16 protein-coding genes are annotated in these 25,033 nt (G+C 62.3%); 6 read left to right on the top strand and 10 right to left on the bottom strand.

The features are described from left to right. Positions 1–9: 9 nt before the first annotated feature. Complete coding sequence (gene icmF / locus DNK49_RS15665) at positions 10–3,276, bottom strand: fused isobutyryl-CoA mutase/GTPase IcmF (protein ID WP_110526591.1); 3,267 nt, start codon at positions 3,274–3,276, stop codon at positions 10–12. A gap of 125 nt (positions 3,277–3,401) precedes the next feature. Between icmF and DNK49_RS15670 the strand changes: the two genes are divergently transcribed. The 4 genes from DNK49_RS15670 to DNK49_RS15685 all read left to right on the top strand — a co-directional run bounded on the left by DNK49_RS15670 (position 3,402) and on the right by DNK49_RS15685 (position 8,060). Then, positions 3,402–4,496: an AraC family transcriptional regulator gene (locus DNK49_RS15670; RefSeq protein WP_424445226.1), complete on the top strand. Its 1,095-nt coding sequence runs from the start codon at positions 3,402–3,404 to the stop codon at positions 4,494–4,496. Between the two features lie 167 nt (positions 4,497–4,663). Continuing rightward, positions 4,664–6,715 carry a PAS-domain containing protein gene (locus tag DNK49_RS15675; RefSeq protein WP_110526595.1) on the top strand — a complete coding sequence of 684 codons (2,052 nt, stop codon included), beginning with the start codon at positions 4,664–4,666 and terminating at the stop codon, positions 6,713–6,715. A gap of 1 nt (position 6,716) precedes the next feature. Then, entirely contained in the window at positions 6,717–7,439 is a 723-nt protein-coding gene (locus DNK49_RS15680; protein ID WP_110526597.1) for a response regulator transcription factor, read from the top strand. 138 nt (positions 7,440–7,577) lie between these two features. After that, positions 7,578–8,060 carry a VOC family protein gene (locus DNK49_RS15685; RefSeq protein ID WP_110526599.1) on the top strand — a complete coding sequence of 161 codons (483 nt, stop codon included), beginning with the start codon at positions 7,578–7,580 and terminating at the stop codon, positions 8,058–8,060. Between the two features lie 75 nt (positions 8,061–8,135). Here the strand turns inward: DNK49_RS15685 and DNK49_RS15690 are convergent, their stop codons facing one another. The 6 genes from DNK49_RS15690 to scpA form a co-directional block, all read right to left on the bottom strand. Continuing rightward, positions 8,136–9,548, bottom strand: coding sequence for a KamA family radical SAM protein (locus tag DNK49_RS15690; RefSeq protein WP_243632392.1), 1,413 nt, complete (start codon positions 9,546–9,548; stop codon positions 8,136–8,138). A gap of 252 nt (positions 9,549–9,800) precedes the next feature. Further along, positions 9,801–12,269: a sensor domain-containing protein gene (locus DNK49_RS15695; protein ID WP_243632393.1), complete on the bottom strand. Its 2,469-nt coding sequence runs from the start codon at positions 12,267–12,269 to the stop codon at positions 9,801–9,803. A gap of 190 nt (positions 12,270–12,459) precedes the next feature. Then, a complete protein-coding gene (accC, locus tag DNK49_RS15700; protein WP_110526603.1) occupies positions 12,460–14,445 on the bottom strand; it encodes an acetyl-CoA carboxylase biotin carboxylase subunit in 1,986 nt (661 codons plus the stop codon). 142 nt (positions 14,446–14,587) lie between these two features. Then, positions 14,588–16,120: an acyl-CoA carboxylase subunit beta gene (locus tag DNK49_RS15705; RefSeq protein ID WP_110526605.1), complete on the bottom strand. Its 1,533-nt coding sequence runs from the start codon at positions 16,118–16,120 to the stop codon at positions 14,588–14,590. Positions 16,121–16,193: 73 nt separating this feature from the next. Next, positions 16,194–17,210: a methylmalonyl Co-A mutase-associated GTPase MeaB gene (gene meaB, locus DNK49_RS15710; protein ID WP_424445237.1), complete on the bottom strand. Its 1,017-nt coding sequence runs from the start codon at positions 17,208–17,210 to the stop codon at positions 16,194–16,196. A 92-nt stretch (positions 17,211–17,302) separates the two neighbouring features. Beyond that, positions 17,303–19,480, bottom strand: a complete 2,178-nt coding sequence (gene scpA, locus DNK49_RS15715; RefSeq protein WP_110526607.1) for a methylmalonyl-CoA mutase — start codon at positions 19,478–19,480, stop codon at positions 17,303–17,305. 357 nt (positions 19,481–19,837) lie between these two features. Between scpA and DNK49_RS15720 the strand changes: the two genes are divergently transcribed. Continuing rightward, positions 19,838–20,509 (top strand): GntR family transcriptional regulator, encoded by a 672-nt coding sequence (locus tag DNK49_RS15720; RefSeq protein ID WP_110526609.1) that lies wholly within the window; start codon positions 19,838–19,840, stop codon positions 20,507–20,509. A gap of 3 nt (positions 20,510–20,512) precedes the next feature. Here DNK49_RS15720 and paeA read toward each other — a convergent pair whose 3' ends face one another. The 3 genes from paeA to DNK49_RS15735 all read right to left on the bottom strand — a co-directional run bounded on the left by paeA (position 20,513) and on the right by DNK49_RS15735 (position 23,990). Next, the gene (gene paeA / locus DNK49_RS15725; protein ID WP_110526611.1) at positions 20,513–21,802 is read right to left on the bottom strand and encodes a polyamine export protein PaeA; all 1,290 of its coding nucleotides are present in this window, start codon (positions 21,800–21,802) and stop codon (positions 20,513–20,515) included. A 191-nt stretch (positions 21,803–21,993) separates the two neighbouring features. Beyond that, positions 21,994–23,670, bottom strand: coding sequence for a cation acetate symporter (locus tag DNK49_RS15730; RefSeq protein WP_110526613.1), 1,677 nt, complete (start codon positions 23,668–23,670; stop codon positions 21,994–21,996). Continuing rightward, positions 23,670–23,990 carry a DUF485 domain-containing protein gene (locus DNK49_RS15735; protein ID WP_368737404.1) on the bottom strand — a complete coding sequence of 107 codons (321 nt, stop codon included), beginning with the start codon at positions 23,988–23,990 and terminating at the stop codon, positions 23,670–23,672. The genes DNK49_RS15730 and DNK49_RS15735 overlap by 1 nt, the downstream gene beginning before the upstream one ends. A gap of 255 nt (positions 23,991–24,245) precedes the next feature. On the opposite strand from DNK49_RS15735, the gene DNK49_RS15740 reads away from it, so the two are divergent. Next, entirely contained in the window at positions 24,246–25,028 is a 783-nt protein-coding gene (locus DNK49_RS15740) for an enoyl-CoA hydratase/isomerase family protein (RefSeq protein ID WP_110526617.1), read from the top strand. Positions 25,029–25,033 lie beyond the last annotated feature (5 nt).

The following is a 25,033-nucleotide window of genomic DNA, read 5'->3' on the forward strand; positions in this document are numbered from 1 at the left end:
TTGTTGTCCTTACATGCTGCGCCGGTACTGGCCACCAACCTTGTACAGTGCCTCGGTGATCTGACCCAGCGAGCAGTAACGCACCGCGTCCACCAGCACCTCGAACACGTTGGCATTGTCGATGACTGCCTGCTGCAGCTTTGCCTGCCACTTGGGCGCTTCGGCCTTGTTGCGGGCATGGAAGTCCTTCAGGCGCTGCAACTGCCCCTGCTTCTCCTCCTCGGTCGAACGCGCCAGCTCGATCTCCTGCTGGGCCTGGCCCTTGGGATTGAGGAAGGTGTTGACGCCGATGATCGGGTAGGAGCCGTCGTGCTTCTTGTGCTCGTAGTACAGCGACTCTTCCTGGATCTTGCCGCGCTGATAGCCGGTCTCCATCGCACCCAGCACACCGCCGCGGGAAGCGATGGCTTCGAACTCCTTCAGCACCGCTTCTTCAACCAGATCCGTCAGCTCTTCGATGATGAAGGCCCCCTGGTTGGGATTCTCGTTCTTCGCCAGGCCCCACTCGCGGTTGATGATCAACTGGATCGCCATCGCACGCCGCACCGACTCTTCGGTGGGGGTGGTGATCGCCTCGTCATAGGCATTGGTGTGCAGCGAGTTGCAGTTGTCGTAGATCGCGATCAGCGCCTGCAACGTGGTACGGATGTCGTTGAAGTCCATCTCCTGCGCATGCAGCGAACGCCCCGAGGTCTGTACGTGATACTTGAGCTTCTGGCTGCGCTCGTTGGCACCGTACTTGTTCTTCATCGCGACGGCCCAGATGCGACGGGCAACACGGCCGATCACCGAGTATTCCGGATCCATGCCATTGCTGAAGAAGAAGGACAGGTTGGGCGCAAAGTCATCGATGTGCATGCCGCGCGCCAGATAGCTCTCGACATAGGTGAAGCCGTTCGACAGCGTGAATGCCAGCTGGCTGATCGGGTTCGCGCCTGCCTCGGCAATGTGGTAACCGGAGATCGACACCGAGTAGAAGTTCTGCACCTTGTTATGGACGAAGAACTCCTGAATGTCACCCATCATCTTCAGCGCGAACTCGGTGCTGAAGATGCAGGTATTCTGCCCCTGGTCTTCCTTCAGGATATCGGCCTGTACGGTGCCACGTACGGTGGATAGGGTCCAGGCCCGGATCTTGGCGTACTCGTCCGCCGTCGGCTCGCGGCCGTTGTCAGCCTTGAACTTGGCGACCTGCTGATCCATCGCGGTATTGAAGAAGAAGGCGAGGATGATCGGTGCCGGCCCATTGATCGTCATCGACACCGAGGTGCTGGGCGCGCACAGGTCGAAACCATCGTACAGCACCTTCATGTCATCGAGCGTGGCGATGCTGACGCCGGAGTTGCCGATCTTGCCGTAGATGTCCGGACGCAGGTCGGGGTCGCAGCCATACAGCGTGACCGAGTCAAAGGCTGTCGACAGCCGATGCGCAGGCATGCCTTCCGACACTTTCTTGAAACGGCGGTTGGTACGGAAGGCATCACCTTCACCGGCAAACATCCGGGTCGGATCCTCGCCTTCGCGCTTGAACGCGAACACACCTGCAGTGTAGGGGAAGGATCCCGGGACATTCTCCTTCATCAGGAACTTGAGCGTCTCGCCCTCGTCCTCGAAGCTGGGCAGCGCCACCTTGCGGATCTTGCTGCCCGACAGCGAGGTGTGGGTGAGCTGAGTGCGGATCTCCTTGTCGCGGATCTTCACCACATACTCATCCGCTGCGTAGAGCGCCTTCTCGGTGGGCCACTGTTCGAGCAGTTTCTTTGCTGCCGGCGTCAGCTCGCCATCCTTCCAGTTGATCAGCTCATCGAACGAGCCCGCATCCTTGCCACACTGCTCGAACAAGCCCTTGGCAATCCGCAGCGACTGGCGCTCGCGCGCCACCCGGGCTTGCTGCTCGACATGGTTGTGATAGCCGCGCACGGTATCGGCGATCTCCGCGAGGTAGCGGATGCGCTCGGCGGGCACAATGGCACGCCCCTCCGACGAAGACTTGACCGTCACCACCGGCAACTTGCTCTTGGCCGCCTTCAAACCCTTGCCGACCAATGCCGGCAGCACCGCCTGGTACAGCGCAGTCACCCCATCATCGTTGAAACGCGCCGCCATGGTGCCGAACACCGGCATGTCTTCAGTCGGCGTGGCAAACAGTTCGCGGTTGCGCTGGTACTGCTTGCGTACATCGCGCAGTGCATCCTGTGCGCCTTTGCGGTCAAACTTGTTGATGGCCACGAAGTCGGCAAAGTCAAGCATGTCGATTTTCTCGAGCTGACTGGCGGCACCGAACTCCGGGGTCATCACGTACAGCGACAGATCGACGAAGGGCACGATCGCGGCGTTGCCCTGACCAATGCCCGAGGTCTCGACGATGACCAGATCGAAGCCCGCCAGCTTGCACGCGGCGATGACTTCCGGCAGCGCGGCCGAGACTTCCGAGCCGGTGTCACGGGTCGCCAGCGAGCGCATGTAGATGTTGTCGTGCTCGATGGCATTCATGCGGATGCGGTCGCCCAGCAACGCACCGCCGGTACGCTTGCGCGAGGGGTCGATGGAAACGATGGCAAGCTTGAGCTTGTCGTCCTGATCGAGGCGGAAACGGCGCACCAGTTCGTCGGTCAGTGAGGACTTGCCCGCGCCGCCGGTGCCGGTGATGCCAAGCGTCGGTACCTTGGTCTTGGCCGCAGCATCCATCAGGGCCTTCCTGACGTCGTCACCATAGCCACCGTTCTCCAGCGCGGTGATGATCTGCGCCAGTGCACGGCGATCACCGGCCGCCAGCGCCTTCAGCACGGCCTCCGCCTTCTGCGGCGCGGCCTTGGTGACATCGACATCGCAGCGCTCGACCACGCTGTTGATCATGCCCTGGAGCCCCATCTTGGCGCCGTCTTCAGGCGAGAAGATGTGGGTCACGCCGTAATCGTGCAGGTCCTTGATCTCGGCAGGCACGATCACGCCACCGCCGCCGCCGAACACCTTGATGTTCTCGCCACCATGGGCCTTGAGCAGATCGATCATGTACTTGAAGAACTCGACGTGGCCACCCTGGTAGCTGGTGATGGCGATGCCCTGGACGTCTTCCTGCAGCGCGGCGTTGACGATTTCGCCCACCGAGCGGTTGTGGCCCAGGTGGATGACCTCGGAACCGGTCGATTGCAGAATGCGGCGCATGATGTTGATCGAGGCATCATGGCCATCAAACAAGGCGGCTGCGGTCACGAAACGCACCTTGTTCTTGGGCTTGTAGGGCTGCAGCTTGTGGGCCACGCTCAGGTCGGTCATGTCGGTCTCCCCCCGTTGTACGGATCTATCCGCTGCATGGTAGAAGCCGGCGGGCCTGAATGCCATTGTCGGAGATGCCGCATATCGTGCAAAATCCGCCAATCCAGATTCCTGCATGGCACAACATGCCAGTCACCCCTGCTTTACGCCCTGCAAACACCGGGCAGATCCGGCAGCAACCCAGAAGCCGCGCTACGGTGGCGATGGGTTTCGTCACCGGCATGCTGTCCGGCATGGCACGCCAGGGGCGCGATCCGGGTCCGCTGCTGCGTGCCAGCGGAATCGATCTTGCAGAACCTGCCAGCCGGATTCCGGTGGATCGCTACGCCCGCCTGTACAACCTGGTGGTACTCGATCTCGACGATGAGGGCTTTGGCCTGTTCTCCCAGGCAATGGCACCGGGCACCTTCGAGTTTCTGTGCCGCGGCATGCTCGGCGCACCGACGCTGGCCGAGGCGCTGCTGCGCGCCACCCGCTTCCTGCGCATCGTGCTGCCGGATCTGCGCGTATCCTTGCAGCGCGATGGATTGAAAGCCATGCTCGGCATTGTCGAGATTCGTCCGCTGGCGGCTGACGACCACGACCCCGGCCGGGTGTTCGCGCTGGAGTGGTTGCTGCGCTTGCTCCACGGCGTCGCCTGCTGGTTTGTGGGTCGCGGCCTGGCGCTGGATGCGGTTGACTTTCCTTACCCTCGGCCTGCGCATGCAGATGACTATGCGCTGGTCTATACCGAACACTCACACTTCGGCGCGACAAGCCTATGCGCCCACTTGCAGGCCAATCTGCTCGACCTGCCGCTGCGCCGTGACGAAGCGGCACTGAATGCCTTCCTGGAGGGCGCACCGGGCAAGATCGCGATGCTCTACCGTCGCGACCGCGAGATGGTCTTCCGCGTCCGCGACCTGCTGCGGGATGCCTTGCCGGACAATCTGAGCCTGGAGGCGGTTGCCGGCCAGTTGCACGTTTCGCCGCGTACGCTGGCCAGACGACTCGAAGAAGAAGGCTCGAGCTTTCGCGCGATCAAGGACGCCACCCGGCGCGACATCGCCTATGCCCGCCTGACCAAAACCCGCCAGCCCGTTGCCGAACTTGCCGCGGACCTGGGCTATGCCGATCCTTCCGCCTTCTATCGCGCCTTCGTCGCCTGGTCGGGCCTGTCACCCGAACGTTATCGCAGCAGCCTGACAGTGGGTGACGCCACATCGGCGACCCGCCGCTGAACCCTTCACGCTCGGCACGGGTCACAGGAAGGGTCTGTCGACCAGGTTAACGTTCACGTCAACTTCGGGCACACTATCGCGCAGGCAAGCCCCTATTCCTGCCGTCACGACGGCATGGCACCATCGCCTCGAACAATAAACAACAGCAATCCGGAGACAGGCATTTCATGGCGCAACCCGCCGATCACTCACCCACCCCCGAACAGCGACGACGCTACGATCTGTTGCTGGCCGGGCTGGACCTGCTCGACCAGGCCATTGCGGTGTTCGACGCCACCCCCAAACTGGTGACATGGAACAAGGCCATGCTGCGGCTGCTGGACTTTCCCGAATCGATGGTGAAGGTCGGCACCCCCTTCGAGGACTTCGTCCGCTTCAATGCGGAGCGCGGCGAGTACGGCCCGGGTGACATCGACGCCCTGGTACTGGAGCGCGTTGCCTCCGCCCGCGCCTTCCAGCCCCACTACATCGAGCGTGCACGCCCCAACGGCAAGGTGCTGGCCATCCGTGGCGTGCCCATTCCCAACCTGGGCTTCGTCTCGCTATGGACCGACATCACCGAGCAGCGGCGCTACGAAGCGGTCATCCAGCAGCAGAATGCGCAACTCGAGGCTCGGGTGCTCGAGCGCACAGCCGAACTGGAGCAGGCCAACGCCCAACTTGCGAAGGCCAATTCCGAAATCGACCAGATCGCCGGTGCGCTGCGTCTGTCGGAAGAGCGCCTGCGCTTGATCCTGGACTCCATTCCGGCGCTGATCGCGCATGTCGATGCCGGCCAGCGCTATCGCTTCGCCAACCGCAGCTACGCCGAGTGGTTCGGCTACACCAAGGAAAGCATTGTCGGGCGCAGTATCGAAGAAGTGTTCGGCGCCGAGGCCTATGCGGCAATCCGACATCACCTGGACGATGCCGCCCAGGGTGAACGCGTCAGCTACGAGTACGCGCGCAGGAATGCCGACGACCGAATCGTGCACGCACGCAGCGTGGTGGTGCCCGACGTCTCGATCGAAGGGGGCTTCCAGGGCTACTTCGTGCTGTCGATCGACATCACCGAGCAGAAGGCCAATCAGGCCGCGCTGATCCAGGCACAGAAGATGGAAGCGGTCGGCCAGTTGACCGGCGGGCTGGCTCACGATTTCAACAACCTGCTGACCATCATCATCGGCAATCTGTCGGCGCTTCAGGGTCAACTCCATGGCGGCGCCAGCAACGAACATGTCGAACCTGCTCTGCAGGCGGCGCGTCGTGGTGCGGAGCTCATCCGCCGCCTGCTGACCTATTCCCGCCGCCAGCCGCTGGAGCCCAGCAGCATTGAAGTGGGCGCGCTGGTGCATAACATGTCGCATCTGCTGGTGCGCTCACTGACCGAAACCATCAAGGTCCGGCTACGGCTGCCGGGCGAACCCCTTTTTGCGCTGGTCGATCCGCACCAGCTCGAGAACGCCCTGCTCAACCTCGCGCTCAACGCGCGAGACGCCATGCCCGATGGCGGCGAACTGACGATTGCGGTGTCGGAACGCAAGCTCGACGCCTATGTCGCCCGGCTGGTGCAGGTTCCACCCGGTGACTATGTGCAGATCGACGTCACCGATACGGGCAGCGGCATCGATCCCGAACTGCTGCAACGGGTGTTCGAGCCCTTCTTCACCACCAAGCCCTTCGGTAGCGGCAGCGGTCTGGGGCTGTCCATGGTGTATGGCTTCGTACGTCAGTCCGGCGGCAACATCCGCGTCGTCAGTACGCCAGGCAAGGGCACCAACGTGCGTTTCGTGCTGCCGCGCTCGCAACCGCCCGAAGCCGCGCCAGTACAAGTCGAGCGCGACCACAGCTCACCCCGGCTGCGCCAGGGGCCGGTGCTGCTGGTGGAGGACGAGCCCGAGGTGCGCAAGGTCATCCGCTTGCAGCTGACGGCACTCGGCCACACCGTGATCGAAGCCGAAAGCGGCCTCGAAGCCCTGCCCATGCTGGAAAACATCGAAGACATTGCGTTGCTGATCAGCGATACGGTCATGCCCGGCGGCATCGGCGGTCGCGAGCTGGCCCAGCGCGCCCGCAGCCTGCGCCCCGACCTGCCCATCCTGCTGATCACCGGCTATGCCAGCGCCGACCCGGACGACGGTGGTTTGGCGGCCGACGTGCCGGTACTGCGCAAACCCTTTGACCAGAGCGCGCTGTCTGTCGCACTGAACGAGCTCGACCCTCCCGAGGAGAACCGCTGAGATGTCGCCCCCTACCGAGTCAGGCCTGCCCACCATCTTTGTGCTCGAGGACGAAGCGGATATCGCACGACTGATCTGCAGCAGCCTGGCCGAGTACGGTTTTCGTTGCGAGCATCTTTCCACTGGCCGGCAGTTGCTGGTCCGCGCCCGCCAGCATGCTCCCGACCTCTGCATCGTCGACCTGGGCCTGCCCGACATGGATGGCATGCAGGTGGTACGTGAGCTTCAGGAAGGCAGCCCGTGCGCAGTGCTGATCCTGACCGGCCGCAACGATGTCACCGACCGGGTGCTGGGCCTGGAACTGGGCGCGGACGACTACATTGTCAAACCTTTCGAGCCGCGCGAGCTGGTGGCACGGGTCCGTTCCATCCTGCGCCGCTATCAGCGTGCCGCCCCCCTCGAACCGGTAGAGCGTACCGTCGCCCGCTTCGGTAACTGGCGCTTCGACAGCAGCCGCCACACCCTGACCGCTCCCGACGGCCGCGAGATCGGCCTTTCCGCAGCAGAAGCCGGCCTGCTTGGAACCCTGATCCGGCGCCCCAACAAGATCCTGTCACGCGAACAATTACTCGGCGAACGGGATGTCGACCCCTTTGACCGCAGCATCGACGTACGCATCTCGCGGCTGCGTCGCAAACTGGACGATGACCCGCAGAACCCCAAGCTGATCAAGACCGTGTACGGCGCGGGTTATCTGTTTGCATCGCAGGTGAGCTGGGAATGAACGTACGCAGACACCCGTGCCGGTCGCGGCTGGCGCACCTTCCGCCGCATGCCGGCTTCGTAACGTCACACGCGACTCAAAGCTGGATCAAATCGCTATAATTATGGATTATTAATCCACGCCAATCAGGAGTCCTTCATGTCCCAGCGTCCGTTCAAAGTCCTCGGCATCCAGCAGATTGCCATCGGCGGCCCCAGCAAGGAAAAACTCAAGACCCTGTGGGTGGACATGCTTGGACTGGAAATCACCGGCAACTTCGTGTCCGAGCGCGAGAATGTCGACGAGGACATCTGCGCCATGGGCGCCGGCGCGTTCAAGGTGGAGGTTGACCTGATGCAGCCGCTCGACCCCGAGAAGAAGCCCGCTGTCCACACCACTCCGCTGAATCACGTTGGCTTGTGGATCGACGATCTGCCCAAGGCGGTGGAGTGGCTCAGCGCCAACGGCGTGCGCTTCGCGCCGGGTGGCATCCGTCGCGGCGCAGCGGGCTTCGACATCACCTTCCTGCACCCGAAGGGCAATGAGGAATTCCCCATCGGGGGCGAAGGGGTGCTGGTGGAGTTGGTCCAGGCGCCCGCCGAGGTGGTGGATGCCTTTGCCCGCCTCGCCGCGCAGGGCTGATCCGCTCACCCCAGACAGCATGCGGCCCGCCGGTGCCAAGGGCAGCGGCGGGCCGCGGAACACCCCAGGCCGCGTTCAAGCAGCCAGCGATACCCCTTCATCGGCGATTGCCAGCTTGGCTTCACGCAAGGCGGCATATTCGTCCTCCCAGAACCATTTCTCCTCGCCAAAAGCCGGCTTCAGGTGATGCAGCCAGGTGGCCTGCTCGTCGTAGCGGGCAAAGAACGGACGCTGCACCCAGTCCGGATTGCGCCCCTGAATGAAGCGCAGCACGAAAACCTTCTCGCCGGCGATCTCGGCCACCCCTTGCACCTCGACCTTACCCGGGCTGGCGCTCATGCTCGGTCCGCGCGCAGTCCGCGCCAGGCCCGAGACCTGCTGCATGGCTTCACGGTAGATCTGCCACGCCCGCGCCAGCGGCACCTCGAAGTAGTTACGTGCGCCGGTGTCGCGTTCGACGAAGAAGTAGTAAGGCACGATGCCCAGACTGACCTGGGTCTGCCACATGCGCGCCCACACCGCCGGATCGTCGTTGATGTGGGCAATCAGCGGTCCCTGCGCGCGGATCACCGCCCCGGTGGCACGGATGCGCTGGATGGCGGCGCGTGCTGCGGGCGTTTCCAGTTCGCGCCAGTGGTTGTAATGCGCCATCAGCGCAACATGCTTGCCCGCCTTGACCATGCGTTCGAGCAGACGGATCAGGTCGTCGGCATCGTCGGCGCCCAGGAAGCGATGCGGCCAGAAGCTGAGTGCCTTGGTACCGATGCGGATGGTCTGGATGTGATCAAAGTCCGCCGCCAGCAGGGGCTCTAGATAGCCCTGAAGGTGCTTGGTCTTCATCACCATCGGATCGCCGCCGGTAAATAGCAGGTCGGTGACTTCGTCATGATGACGCAGATAGTCGTGCAGCATGCGGGCTTCGGATGCGGCGATACGCAGTGCCTTGTCGCCGACAAACTGCGCCCAGCGGAAGCAGAAAGTGCAATAGCTGTGGCAGGTCTGCCCCTGACTGGGAAAGAACAACACCGTCTCGCGGTATTTGTGCTGGATACCCTCGAGCCGATTGCCAGCGGCGTCGCGCGGCATGTTCATTTCCATCTGGTCTGCCGGATGCGGATTGAGTTCCAGACGGATGTCATGCGCCGCAGCCTCGATTTCCGCCTTGTCTGCACCCGCCTGGTAGAGCGCGGCAATGCGGTCGAAATGCGCATCGGTCAGCATGCCGCGCTGCGGAAAGGTGAGCTGGAAGATGGGATCGTCCGGCACCTGACTCCAGTCGATGAGCTCGTCGATCACATACTGGTTGACGCGGAAGGGCAGGACCGTCGACACCACCTTCATCTCGAAGCGCTGCGCCGGTGTCAATCGTGACAAAGGCTCGATGCGATCAAGATCACGTTGTGTGAATACGGAGAAGGGTCGGTGGGCCACCTCGGCATCAACCGCAGTCGGCCAGTGGCGTACGAGGGGGGAATTGAGCGTGTTCATGAGCGTCTCCTTTCGATACCGTCCGGTCGCACAACAAAACAGCTTGCGTCGCCGCGCGCTCGGATCGGGTCAGGATCTGGACGGGCACGAAAAGCCCGCCATGGGATGCGAGTGCGCAACGCAAACGCTGCCGGCAGCACGAAGCGCCAGCAAGAAGGCCGCAGATACTATCCTCTAAATTGTGTTTGGGCAAACGCTTAGAGGCGCACACAGGGCGGAAGTTCCCCACGCACACCGCGGGCGCTGCCGCGCTCAGTCGGGTGGCAGTTCGTCGGCAGGAACCGGTTTGCCGAACAGATACCCCTGGCAGGCAGCACAGCCGATGCGGTTCAGATAGTCGAACTGATCGGCGTTCTCGACCCCCTCGGCGATCACGTTCAAGCGCAGTTGCCGTGCCATGACCACCACGGCGGCGACGATCATGCGATCGTCCTCGTCATCGACGATGTCGGCCACGAAGCTGCGGTCGATCTTGAGCGTGTCGACCGGAAAGCGCTTCAGATAGGCCAGCGACGAATAGCCTGTGCCGAAGTCATCGATCGACAGCTTTACCCCAAGCGCCTTGAGCCGCCCAAGCATCTCAATCGCCTGATCGGGCCGGGTCATGATGGTGCTTTCGGTCAGTTCCAGCGTCAGCAGGCGGGCGGGAAAGTCGGTTTCGGCCAGCGTCTCCCGCACCATGTCGACCAGGTTGTCGTCGGCAAACTGCCGGGACGAGAGATTGACCGCCACCGACAGCAGGCGCCCGGAATCCAGCCATCTGCGCCCCTGCCGGCATGCCGCCCGCAACACCCAGGCGCCCAGCGGGATGATCAGGCCGGTATCCTCAGCCACCGGGACGAAACGCAGGGGCGACACCAGGCCCTCCTGTGGGTGGTTCCAGCGCACCAGCGCCTCCACCGCGATCATGTGCCCGGTCGCCACCGAAACCACCGGCTGGTAGTGCACCACCAGTTCATTGCGTTCGAGCGCGCGGCGCAGGGCGGCTTCGAGCGCCAGTCGTTCCTGTGCGGCGCGGGTCAGTTCCTCGGTATAGAAGCGATAGGTATTGCGCCCACCCGCCTTGGCTTCATATAGCGCCGCGTCCGCATTGCGCACAAGTTGCAGATGTTCCTCGGTGTCTTGCGGGTACATCGCGATGCCGATACTGGCGCCGACGAAGACTTCCTGCCCATTCGCCAGACGGAAAGGCTGATTCATCAGATCGATGATTTCCTGCGCAAAAGTTGCGACGTCGGCCGGGCGCTGGATGCGGTCGAGCAGGATGACGAACTCATCACCTCCCAGACGCGCGAGGGTATCTTCGGCGCGGATCCGCCCTCGCAAGCGGCCCGCAATCTCGACCAGCAGGGCATCGCCCGCGGGGTGGCCCAGGCTGTCGTTGACGTTCTTGAAGCGGTCGATGTCCATGAACAACACCGCCAGCATCTTGCCGCTACGACGCACGCGCTCGACGGCATGCTCCAGACGCAGATTGAGCAATACCCGGTTGGGCAGTGCAGTCAGCGCATCGAAGTGTGCCAGGTGCTGCAGACGGGCTTCCGTTTCCTTCATGCGGCTGATGTCGGAAAACAGGCCAACGAAATGCGTGATGAAGCCCTCGGCATCACGGACCAGTGACAGCGTCAGCAGCAACGGGAACGCCTCGCCCGCCTTGCGTCGCCCCCAGACTTCGCCTTGCCAATGCCCGGATTCGGCCACCTGCTTCCACATGTCTTCGTGAAAAGGGGGCGTTCCGCGAACAGACTGCAGACGCTCCGGCGTTTCACCCAACACCTCGTCGGCATCGTAGCCGGTGATCCTCGTAAACGCCTGGTTGACAGCAACAATGCGGTGGTCGACATCCGTGATCAGCACACCTTCGGCCGTGTTCTCGAACACCGCGGCGGCCTGCTGAAGCCGCTCCTCGATCAGCTTCTGCTCGGTAATGTCCTGCACCGTTCCGATCGCGGTGGCCATCCGGCCGCTGGCATCACGCTGAAACTCGGCACGCATCCGGATCCAGCACAGCCGACCCGCCACACGGATGCGGTGCTGGACATCGTAAGGCGCACCGCTCAGCGCCGCCTGCCAGGCCTGGTCGACACGCAGCAGGTCCTCGGGATGCACTGCCTCGATAAAGGCGTCATGATCCAGCGGCGCCTTGCCGTTGACCCCGAAAATCCGCCTCGCCTCAGCCGACCACTCCAGCTGGCCGCTGATCAGGTCGAAACACCAGCTGCCGGTCTGCGCCACCGCCTGGGCATGTTCGAGCTCGGTCTGGCTGCGGCGCAGGGCATCCTCGACCTGTTTCTGCGCGGTCACATCACGGCTGATGCCAATCAAGCCAAGCAGCCCGTTACGGTCCTTGAACGGCGTTTTCAGGGTGTCGAGCAGCACGCGCCGATTGTCGGGGTAGACCACCCACTCCTCGTTGCGCATGGGCACGCCCGCGGTGACGACCTGGCGGTCGCGCATCACATAGGCGTCGGCAACCACGGAGGGAAAGATCTCCGCATCCGTTCGCCCGATCAGGCGCGCCTCCGGCATGCCGGCGTAGGCTTCGAATGCACGGTTGCAGCCCAGGTAACGCCCGGCCTCGTCCTTGAAGAACACCAGGTCGGGAATGGCATCGATCACGGTACGCAAGAGCCCGCCTTCCCGGTCAAGCAGGGAAAGCGCCCTGGCCAGATCGTCCAGTGATGAAGGCGGCGACTGCGTATGCATTATGGCGTAGACCATACACGCGTCATTCTGCCCTGCGCCACCGTTTTTTGTGCCGCACGTCCCTCGTGACGAAACCCGCCTCAAGACCGGGTGGACAAAAAAGGGCCCGCTTGCGCGGGCCCGCTCCCCCGACAGGCACCCCACCGGCCAAACCGGCAGGATCTCCCTCCCTATCGAACGAAAAACCGATGAACCGGGGTAAGGATCACTCGAACTCGATGATGACCTCATCCACCGACAGGCTGGCACCCGGCTTGGCAACGATCTTCTTGACCTTGACGTCGTTGTCCGCCTTGAGCACGTTTTCCATCTTCATCGCCTCGATGACGGCCAGCTTCTCACCTGTCTTCACCTCCTGCCCTTCGACCACCGACACCTCACGCAGCAGGCCAGGCATCGGCGACAGCAGGAACTTGGACAGATCGGGCGGCAGCTTCTCCGGCATCAGCGACAGCAGGCGAGCGGCATTGACCGTCATCACCATCGGCGCAACCTGCAGACCGAAGTGCGAGATCAGATAACGCAGGCCACGACGCTCCAGCTGCAGGCAGACCGGCCGACCATTGACCGTGCCCTTGAACAGCAGGTCACCAAAGCGCCAGTCGGACACGATCTCGTAGGTCTTGTCGGCATGGGTCAGCGCTACACCGCCCGCGATCGGACGGGCGCTGATCGGGTAGTGCTTGCCGCTCATCACGACGACCCAGTCCGTGGCAACCTTGCGGCCGTGACCGGCCAACTGCCCATCGATCTGGACCGCGCGCTCGATGTAACGCAGACGGGCGAAGGTAGCCACCGCAGCGAGCAGCACCGGATCGTCGTGCGGGACCATCGACGCATCAAACCCCTGCGGGTATTCCTCGGCGATGAAACCGGTGTTGAAGTTGCCAGAGCAGAAGCGCGGATGCTGCAGCAAGGCAGCCTGGAACGGAATGTTGGAGCTGATGCCACGGATCACGAAGGCGTTGAGCGCATCGCGCATGCGTTCGATGGCTTGTTCGCGGGTCGCACCGTGCACGATCAGCTTGGCGATCATCGAATCGTAGTACATCGAGATCTCACCGCCGTCGTACACGCCGGTATCGACACGCACGCCATTCCCTTCTTCCGGCGGCTGGAACTTGACCAGACGACCAGTGGAGGGCAGAAAGCCGCGGAACGGGTCTTCAGCGTTGATGCGGCACTCCATCGACCAGCCGTCGAGCTTGATGTCGGCCTGACCAAAGGACAGCTTCTCGCCCGCGGCGACGCGAATCATCTGCTCGACCAGATCGATGCCGGTAATGTTCTCGGTGACCGGATGTTCGACCTGCAGGCGGGTGTTCATCTCCAGGAAGTAGAAGCTCTTGTCGGCGCCGACGACGAACTCCACCGTGCCAGCGGACTGGTAGTTCACCGCCTTGGCCAGCGCCACCGCCTGTTCGCCCATCGCCTTGCGGGTAGCGGGGTCGAGGAAGGGGCTCGGCGCCTCTTCGATGACTTTCTGGTGACGACGCTGAATGGAACACTCGCGCTCGTGCAGGTACAGCGTGTTGCCATGCGCATCGGCCAGGATCTGGATCTCGATGTGACGCGGCTCAACGACAAACTTCTCGATGAACACACGATCATCGCCAAAGCTGTTGCGGGCTTCATTGACGCAGGAGGAGAAGCCCTCGTGCGCTTCCTTGTCGTTGAAGGCAACGCGCAAACCCTTGCCACCGCCACCGGCAGACGCCTTGATCATGACCGGATAACCGATCTTGCGTGCGATCTCGACCGCCTCGTCCGGACCGGCAATGGCGTCGTTGTAACCCGGAATGGTGTTGACGCCGGCTTCCATCGCCAGCTTCTTCGATTCGATCTTGTCGCCCATCTTGGCGACCGAATAGTGCTTGGGACCGATGAAGACGATGCCCTCTTCTTCCAGCCGGCGGGAGAAGGCTTCGTTCTCCGACAGGAAGCCATAGCCCGGATGCACCGCCTCGGCGCCGGTCTGCTTGCACGCGGCGATGATCTTGTCGATGACCAGATAGGACTCTTTCGACGGCGCCGGGCCGATGCACACGGCCTCGTCGGCCATGTCGACGAACAGCGCATCCTTGTCTGCCTCGGAATGCACGGCAACGGTGGCAATGCCCATCTTGCGGGCAGTCTTGATGACGCGGCAGGCAATTTCACCGCGGTTTGCAATCAGGATCTTCTTAAACACTTTGTACCTCCGCGGTGAAACCGCCTGCGCACGTTACACGTGCCAGGCAATGTGACGTCGTCGCTGCGCCGCTTCGCGGCTGGTCACCGCGGTTTGCAATCAGGATCTTCTTGAACATAACTATTTTTCCTCGCGCGGCAGATCAGAGCGGAATGTTGCCGTGCTTGCGCCACGGATTCTCGAGTTCCTTGTCCTTCAGCATGGCCAGCGAACGGCAGACGCGCTTGCGGGTCTCGTGCGGCATGATGACGTCGTCGATGAAGCCACGCGCGCCGGCAACGAAGGGGTTGGCGAAACGGGCCTTGTACTCGGCCTCGCGCGCGGCGATCTTTTCCGGATCGTTCTTTTCTTCGCGGAAGATGATCTCCACTGCACCCTTCGGGCCCATGACCGCGATCTCGGCGCTGGGCCAGGCAAAGTTGACGTCGCCGCGCAGATGCTTGGACGACATCACGTCGTAGGCACCGCCGTAGGCCTTGCGGGTGATCAGGGTCACCTTGGGCACGGTGCATTCGGCGTAGGCATAGAGCAGCTTGGCGCCGTGCTTGATGATGCCACCGTATTCCTGGCTGGTGCCGGGCATGAAGCCGGGCACGTCGACCAGGGTGACCACCGGAATGTTGAAGGCGTCGCAGAAGCGCACGAAACGGGCGGCCTTGATCGAGCTCTTGATATCCAGGCAGCCGGCCAGCACCAGCGGCTGGTTGGCGACGATGCCCACCGGCGAACCTTCCATACGGGCAAAGCCGATGATGATGTTCTTGGCGTAGTCGGGCTGAAGTTCGAAGAAGTCGCCATCGTCGACCATCTTGACGATCAGCTCCTTCATGTCATACGGCTGGTTCGGGTTGGCCGGCACCAGGGTGTCGAGCGAGTAGTCCAGACGATCCGGCGCATCGACTGCCGGAATGGTGGGCGGCTTCTCGCGGTTGGACGAAGGCAGGAAGCCCACCAGGCGGCGGGTCATCATCAGTGCCTCGACGTCGTTCTCGAAGGCGAGATCGGCGACACCGGACTTGGTGTTGTGGGTGATCGCGCCGCCCAGTTCCTCGGCGGTGACTTCCTCGTGGGTCACCGTCTTGACCACTTCCGGACCGGTCACGAACATGTAGGAGGAATCCTTCACCATGAAGATGAAGTCGGTCATCGCCGGGCTATACACCGCACCGCCGGCGCACGGTCCCATGATCAGCGAGATCTGCGGCACCACGCCCGAGGCCAGCACATTGCGCTGGAACACATCGGCATAGCCACCGAGCGAATCCACGCCTTCCTGGATGCGCGCACCACCCGAGTCGTTGAGGCCGATCACCGGCGCGCCGACCTTCATTGCGTGGTCCATGACCTTGCAGATCTTCTCCGCGTGGGTTTCCGACAGCGAACCGCCGAATACGGTGAAGTCCTGCGAGAACACGAATACCAGACGACCGTTGACCGTGCCGTAACCGGTCACCACGCCATCGCCGGGCACGTGGTCCGCATCCATGCCGAACTCGGCACAACGGTGCTCCTTGAACATGTCCCACTCTTCGAAGCTGCCGTCATCAAGGAACAGTTCGATGCGCTCGCGCGCGGTGAGCTTGCCCTTGGCGTGCTGGGCGTCGATACGCTTCTGGCCGCCACCGAGGCGGGCCTTGGCACGCTTCTCGTCCAGCTGGCGAATGATCTCTTGCATTGATGACCTCCTTGTCGGTTTTCTGTTGGCCCCGCCACTCTGCCGGCAGGACGCAAATCCGGTACTGCAGTGTTCAGTTCATATAGCCCAGCAGACGCAGCGCTGCAGCCGAAGGCGTGGTGCTACCCGCCTCGACCGCCTGCGCCAGCTGCGGCAGTTCGTGCTTCACTTGCGGATGCTGGCGGAAACGGCTGCGCAAGCCAGCGTCGATCATGTCCCACATCCATGCCAGCGCCTGGTGGCGACGCTTGGCGTCGAACTCGCCGGACTTCGTGAGTACGGCGCGGTATTCCATCACCTGTTGCCAGAACTCGGCAATGCCATCCTGCTTGAGTGCGGACAAGGTCAGCACCGGTACCGTCCAGTTCGGGCTCATCGGCCGCAGCATGTGCAACGCGGTCTTGATCTGCGACTTTGCCCGCATCGCCGCCGAAGGGTCGATATCGGCCTTGTTGATGACGATCAGGTCGGCAATCTCCATGATGCCTTTCTTGATCGCCTGCAGGTCGTCGCCAGCATTGGGCAGCTGCAGCAGGCAGAAGATGTCGGTCATGCCCGCCACTGCAGTTTCAGACTGGCCGACGCCGACTGTCTCGACGATGACCACGTCAAAACCGGCTGCCTCGCACACCAGCATCGTCTCGCGGGTCTTCTCTGCCACGCCGCCCAGACTGCAGGCCGAAGGGCTGGGGCGAATGAAGGCAGCGGTGTTCTGCGACAACTGCTCCATACGCGTCTTGTCGCCCAGAATGGAGCCGCCTGTCACCGACGACGAGGGATCCACCGCCAGCACCGCCACCCGCAAGCCCTGTTCGATCAGATACAGGCCCAGCGCCTCGATGAAGGTGGACTTGCCCACCCCCGGTACACCGGAAATTCCCACCCGCATGGCCCGCCCGGTACTCGGCAGCAGAGCCTCGAGTACTGCGCGCGCGCGCGCCTTGTGATCGTCGCGCTGCGACTCGATCAGGGTGATGGTCTTGGCCAGCGGACGCAACTGACGCGCCAGCACGCCGTCCACCAGGGCGCGGTCGGCAGCGTCAAGGGCAGCCAGCGGGACAGACAGGTTTTCGGGCATGTTCATCGATATGGATGCTCGGGCACAGGTGGCGAGGCCACCTGCTGACGATCGGTCGGCTTGCAGCCGGGGCACCCCGCAGGGTACCCGGCTGCACACACAGATCAGGCCGCAGGACGTGCAGCGCGGATCTGCGCGAGCACTTCGCGCGCAGCCTTCTGGATCGGCGTACCCGGCCCGAAGATACCCTTGGCGCCCGCGGCATACAGGGCGTCGTAATCCTGTGCCGGAATCACGCCACCGACAAAGGTGATGATGTCGTCGCCACCCAGTCGCTTGAGCTCGTTGATGATGGCCGGCACCAGGGTCTTGTGACCCGCAGCCAGGCTGGAGCAGCCAACCGCGTGCACATCGTTTTCAACCGCATGGCGCGCGGCTTCTTCAGGGGTCTGGAACAGCGGTCCGATGTCGATATCAAACCCCAGGTCGGCAAAGGCCGAAGCCACCACCTTGGCGCCACGGTCGTGGCCATCCTGCCCGAGCTTGGCAATCATGATGCGCGGCCGGCGGCCTTCTTCGGCGATGAAGGCTTCGATATCGGCCTTCAGCGCCTTCCAGTCCTCCTGCTCTTCCACGACGGCACCATAGACACCTGACACCGCCTGCGGATTGGCGCGGTAACGGCCAAACACTTTTTCCAGTGCATCCGACACCTCGCCAACGGTCGCACGCAAGCGCACCGCCTTGACCGAGAGGTCGAGCAGATTGCCTTCACCGGTCTCGGCACATCGGGTCAGTGCGTCCAGCGCCGCTTGCACCGCGGCGCTGTCGCGGCTGGCACGAACCTGGGCGAGGCGGGCGATCTGCGACTCGCGCACCGCGTGGTTGTCGATGTCGAGGATCTCGATCGGATCTTCCTTGGCCAGCTTGTACTTGTTGACGCCGACGATGACGTCCTTGCCGGAATCGATGCGCGCCTGCTTGTCGGCGGCACATTCCTCAACCTTCATCTTGGCCCAGCCGGACTCGACCGCCTTGGTCATGCCCCCCATGGCTTCGATCTCTTCGATCAGCGCCCAGGCCTTGTCGGCCATATCCTGGGTGAGCTTCTCCATCATGTAGGAGCCGGCCCAGGGGTCAACCACGTTACAGATGTGCGTCTCTTCCTGGATGATGATCTGCGTGTTGCGCGCGATGCGGGCAGAGAACTCGGTAGGCAGCGCGATCGCCTCGTCCAGCGCGTTGGTGTGCAGCGACTGGGTGCCGCCGAACACCGCAGCCATGGCCTCGATGGTGGTACGCACCACGTTGTTGTACGGATCCTGCTCGGTCAGCGACCAACCCGAGGTCTGCGAATGGGTGCGCAGCATCATCGACTTGGCACTCTTGGGGTTGAACTGCTTCATGATGCGCCACCACAGCAGACGCGCGGCACGCATCTTGGCGATCTCGAGGTAGAAGTTCATGCCCACTGCCCAGAAGAAGGACAGGCGGCCAGCGAAGGTATCCACGTCCATACCCGAGTTGATGCCGGTACGCACGTATTCCAGGCCGTCAGCCAGCGTGAAGGCCAGTTCGATGGCCTGGTTCGCGCCCGCTTCCTGGATGTGATAGCCCGAGATCGAGATACTGTTGAACTTCGGCATGTGCTGCGCGGTATAGCCGAAGATGTCGGCGATGATCTTCATCGACGGGGTGGGCGGATAAATATAGGTGTTCCGCACCATGAACTCTTTGAGGATGTCGTTCTGGATCGTGCCCGAGAGCTTGTCCTGGCTGACGCCCTGCTCCTCGGCGGCAACGATGTAACCGGCGAGGATGGGCAGCACTGCGCCGTTCATCGTCATCGACACCGACACCTTGTCGAGCGGGATGCTGTCGAACAGGATCTTCATGTCCTCGACCGAGTCGATGGCCACGCCGGCCTTGCCAACGTCACCGGTGACCCGGGGATGATCCGAATCGTAACCACGGTGAGTGGCCAGATCGAAGGCCACCGACACGCCCTGCCCCCCAGCCGCCAGCGCCTTGCGATAGAAGGCATTGGACGCCTCAGCGGTAGAAAAGCCAGCGTACTGACGGATGGTCCAGGGCTTGACCGCATACATGGTGGGCTGCGGGCCACGCAGGAAGGGCTCGAAGCCCGGCAGGGTGTCGGCATGCGGCAGGTCGGCGACGTCCGCCTTGGTGTACAAGGGCTTGACCGTGAGCCCTTCGGGCGTCGTCCAGTTGAGCTTGTTCAGATCGCCATCCGGCGCGTGTTTGGCGGCAGCCTTGTTCCACGCCTCCAGGCTGGGCTGGGCATAAGTGGGCGCGCTGCTGGGCTCGTTGGCATTCGACATGAAAAACCCTCTCTGACTCAGTGGCCGCGCGTCTGCGCAGCAAGACCATGTTGGTGATGTTCTGTTGCGATCGTTGCGCCAGGCAGAAAACCCTGCGCACTCGACCGTCTCGTCATCCGCGCGACGACGAGACCGCCCGCGATAGCTCGCGGGCGGTCGCCGACGCTTCAAGGCGCAGCGTAGTCCCTCTCATGTTCTTCAGGTGCTGGACCCGAAGCCTCCCATGCTACGCCGCGCGAAGAAAGTTGACTTGTTGCAGTGACGAAATAATACTTTATCCATAATTATGAATGCAATGGGTCAGAAGCACTCCGTCAAAAACAGGTATGCTTCGCCCTCACGAGATCCACACAGGCCATGACTGCGTCCCGCATTGCACCCCTCGCGCTCTATCAGGAAGTCGCCGAACGTCTGCGACAGCGCATCTTCGCCCATGAACTGCCGCCCGGCACCTGGGTGGACGAACAGGCACTGGCCGAGCAGTACGGCATCTCCCGCACCCCGCTGCGGGAAGCGCTGAAGGTACTGGCCTCCGAGGGGCTGGTCACACTCAAGCCGCGTCGCGGCTGCTACGTCACCGAAATTTCCGAGCGCGATCTGGACGAAATCTTCACCGTCATGGCAATGCTGGAGGGCGAGTGCGCCCGATCCTCAGCCAGCCGGGCCAGCGACAAGGATCTCGACAGCCTCAGGCACATTCACGAAGACCTCGAGCATGCCGCCAGCAAACGCGACATCGACGCCTTCTTCGAGGCCAACCAGGCCTTTCACCACGCACTGCAACAGTTGGCCGACAACCGCTGGCTTCTGCATGTGATCGAGGACCTGCGCAAGGTCATCAAGCTGTCACGCCATCACTCGCTGTTCTCGGAAGGCCGTCTTGAGCAATCCCTGGCAGAGCACCGCAACATCCTCGACGCTTTGCTCGAACGCAACCCGGATGCCGCCGAGCAACGCATGCGCGAACACATCCGCAGCGGCCGTGCCGCCCTCGCCCGCATTGCCGAGGCCCGCAACCGGGCTGCGTGAGCCTTATTCCGGCGCACGCGTGACCAACACCTGGTCGATGCGATAGTTGTCGATATCCACCACCTCGAACTTGTAACCGGCGTACACCACGGAGTCGGTTCGCCGCGGCACCTTGCGCAGGCGATACATCAGGAAACCCGCCACGGTCTCGTAGTTTTCGAAACCTTCGAACGCTTCGATCTCCAGCGCCTGCATCACGTCCTCGATCGGCGTGACTCCGTCGATCAGCCAGGAATGCTCGTCACGGCGCACGATCAGCTCCTCCTGGAAGGGGCTGCCGAGATCGCCCATGACCGTGTTCATCACGTCCTGCAGTGACAGCAGGCCCACTACCAGCGCGTATTCATTGACGATCAGCGCGAAGTCTTCCTTGGCATCGCGAAAATGTTCCAGCGCCTCGAACAGGGTCAGCGTATCCGGCAGCATCAGGATCTTGCGTACGATGGGCTGGGTGCGCAGCGACAGATCCTGACCCTGCAGGATGCGCGGCAGGATGTCTTTCGAGTCGACGTAACCAATCACACTGTCGATGGTGTTCTCGCAAACCGGAAACTTGCCGTGAGGGTGTTCGGCGATCTTGCGCCGGATGCTGTCCTCGGTCTCGCTCAGGGTCAGGAACACGATGCTCTCGCGCGAGGTCATCGCCGACGGCACGATGCGGGTATCGAGTTCGAACACATTGGTGATCAGGTGCTGCTCCTGGCGCAACAATCCACCCGCTTGCGCGCCAGCATCGGCCATCGCGACGATATCGGCTGCGGTGATCTCTTCGGTACGGGCGTTCGGTACCCCACACCAGCGAAAGATCCGATCGGCAATGCCGTTGAAAACCCAGACCAGCGGAGAAAATACCAGCATGCAGACTCGCATTGGCGTCACGACCGCCAGTGCAATACGCTCGGGCTCGACCATTGCCAGGCGTTTCGGCATCAGATCGGCAAACAGCACAAACATCGAGGTCACGAGCACAAAAGCGCAAACGAAGCTCAGCGTCGCAAGCATCGGACCATCGTAGACCGGCCGCAGCCAGGACTCGACATAGGGTGACAGCGCCTGCTCGCCGACAATGCCGCCGAGGATGGCCACTGCATTGAGGCCGATCTGCACCACGGTGAAGAAACTACCTGGGCTGTCCTGCAACTTGAGCACGCGCTCGGCGTTCTGGTTGCCGCCGTCAGCCGCCAGGCGCAGCTTGATCTTGCGCGCCGCCGCGAGGGAAATTTCCGATACTGAAAAGAAAGCGCTGACCGCAATCAGCAGCAGGATGAGAAGCAGATGTTGAAACAGGCTCACGATGGTTCTCCGGATCGCCGGCAGCACGCAAGCGGCATGACGGCCCACTTGTCGGTGCAGTCTAACACCGGGCCGTGAAAAGCCGGCTACGCGGCGGCATCGACCTGTCTCTCGGAGCACAAGCAAAAAACCCCGCACGACCAGGATCGTACGGGGTTGATTCAGGCGGGCAAGCCCGCCAGGTAACGCAATCAGTGCGATGCTGCAGTCGCTGCACCCACGCCAGTCTGTGCCCGCACATACTGGTCACCGAAGGCCTCACGCTCGTTCTGCGCTTCGGCGCTCTTGTCGAGCAAGGACACCACGATGGTCGCCAGGAAGGCGAGCGGCATGGAGAACAGTGCCGGCTGGGTGTAGGGGAAGATCGGCGAAGCAAAGCCCAGCACATCCACCCAAACCGACTTCGACAGCACAACGAAGGTCACCGCGCTGAACAGGCCAATGTAGCCCCCGGCAAGTGCGCCGCGGGTCGTCAGGTCCTTCCAGTACATCGACATGATCAGCACCGGGAAGTTGGCCGATGCCGCCACCCCGAAGGCCAGCGCCACCATGAAGGCGACGTTCATCTTCTCGAAGGCCATGCCAAGGAAGATGGCGACGATGCCCAGGCCGATGGTGGCAAACTTCGACACTTTCAATTCGGTCTTCTCGGACGCCTTGCCCTTCATGATCACGCGCGAGTAGATGTCGTGCGAGATCGCCGACGCACCAGCCAGCGCCAGACCGGCCACGACCGCCAGAATGGTTGCAAATGCAACCGCCGACAGGAAGCCGAGCAGCAGGTTGCCACCCACGGCCTGCGCCAGATGCATGGCAATCATGTTGCCACCGCCGATCACCTTGCCGCCAATCTCGCCACCCTCGAAGAACTGCGGGTTGGTACCGACGATCAGGATGGCACACAGCCCCATCAGCGCAATGACGTTGAAGAAGTAGGCCACGATACCCGACGCATACAGCACCGACTTGCGTGCCTCCTTGGCATCGGTCACGGTAAAGAAGCGCATCAGGATGTGCGGCAGGCCCGCAGTGCCGAACATCAGACCCAGACCGAGCGAAATCGCGGTCACCGGGTCAGCCAGCAGGCTGCCAGGCGCGAGCAGCTTGGTACCCAGCTTGTGCACTTCCATCGCGCGATTGGTCAGCTCCTCGAAGCTGAAGCCAAACTGGCTGAAGCCCAGCAGCATCACCGTGGTCCCACCGATCAACAGCATGCAGGCCTTGATGATCTGCACCCAGGTGGTGGCCACCATGCCGCCGAAGGTCACGTAAACCATCATCAACGCACCGACGACGAACAGCGCAATCGTGTAGTCAAGACCGAACAGCAACTTGATCAACTGCCCTGCCCCCACCATCTGCGCCACCAGATAGAAACACACCACCACCAGCGAACTGACTGCCGCCATGGTGCGTACCTTGCCCTGGTTGAGGCGATACGAGGTGATGTCGGCAAAGGTGAACTTGCCCAGATTGCGCAGACGTTCAGCCATCAGGAACAGGATGATGGGCCAGCCGACAAAGAAGGCGATCATGTAGATGTAGGCGTCAACGCCTTGCATGTACATCATCGCGGTCAAACCGAGCAGGGTCGCTGCCGACATGTAGTCGCCAGCGATGGCCAGACCGTTCTGAAAACCGGTGATGCCGCCACCCGCGGTGTAGAAGTCCGAGGTGGACTTGGTGCGGCTGGCGGCCCAGTAGGTGATGCCCAGCGTCAACAGCACAAAGATGAAGAACATCGCGATGGCGTGGAGGTTGAGCGGCTGCTTCTCCATCTCGCCCATTGCCGGCTTGGCAAAGGCAAGTACGGGCGCGGCCGCGGCAAACAACCCCAGCCCCAGACGGGACACAAGTGCGCTCTGCATTATTTGGTCTCCTTCCAGGCCGCCTGCACGATCTCCTTGTTGAGATCGTCGAACTCACCGTTGGCACGACGCACATAAATCAACGTCAGCACCCAGAACAGGACGAACTGGAACAATCCCAGTGCGATGCCGACGGTCAGGTTGCTACCTTCGAACAGCCGCGTGGCGACGATGTCAGGGGCGAACGCCACCATCATCACAAAGCCATAGAAGATCACCAGCACGACAGCCGACAGCATTACCGCAAGACGCGTACGCCTTGCCACCAGTTCCGCAAACCGCGGATTGCGCCTGATGTGCGCATACATTTGACTAGACACTTCCACCCTCCCGAAGAAAACAACGAAAAAACGTCGCTTCCTCCACCCTCCTCCTGACGGCCGCCCGTCTGTCGCGGGTCGTGCCGTGTGTGTCAGTCTTGGATGATATATCATCCACAAGACTTCCATACTACTCCGTATGGCAGAATCAATTATTCTTATCAAACGGGCCGCAACTGTGGATTTCCACAACACGCTCCGCGAGCGTTTTCACTCATTTAGCCCACCAGCACTTTGATGGGGGTCAAACACTGCATGAATAGTCAGATTGAAGTAGGCATCGACGAACAGATCGCGGTCGTCACGCTGAACAACCCGGACAAGCTCAACGCGGTCAACGCCGCAATGTGGCGTGACTTGCGTCAAGCCATGCAGCACTTGGGTGAGCGCCCCGACGTGCGCTGCGTCATCCTGCGCGGCGCCGGCGACAAGGCCTTTGCTGCAGGCGGTGACATTGAGGAATTCCTCACTGTCCGCGCGACCGTGGACGATGCACTGCACTACCACGAGGAACTGGTCGCTTCTGCGCTCGAGGCCATCCGCAATTGCCCGGTCCCCACGGTGGCGGCCATTCAGGGCGCCTGCATCGGCGGCGGGCTGGAAATTGCCGGCTGCTGCGATATCCGCATTGCCGGTGCGTCAGCCCGCTTCGGCGCGCCGATCAACAAACTGGGATTCTCGATGTATCCGGGCGAAATGGCCGGACTGCTGGCGCTGGTCGGTCCAGCCGTCGTGCTGGAAATCCTGCTCGAAGGACGTATCCTCGACGCCCGCGAAGCGCTGGCAAAAGGTCTGCTCAGCCGCGTGACCGACGACGAGAAAGTCATCGACGAAGCCATGGCCAGCGCCAGCCGCATTGCCGCCGGCGCCCCACTGGTGGCGCGCTGGCACAAGCAATGGGCGCGCAGACTCGGCGAAAAGGCGCCACTGACCGACGCCGAGAAACGCGCAGCCTTCGACTTTCTCACCACCGAAGACTATCGAGAGGGACTGGACGCCTTCATCAACAAGCGCAAACCGGTCTTCAAGGGACGCTGAGCGCG

Origin of the sequence: Parazoarcus communis SWub3 = DSM 12120, from assembly GCF_003226565.1 — a bacterium.
In the GTDB taxonomy this organism is placed as follows: Bacteria; Pseudomonadota; Gammaproteobacteria; order Burkholderiales; family Rhodocyclaceae; genus Parazoarcus; species Parazoarcus communis.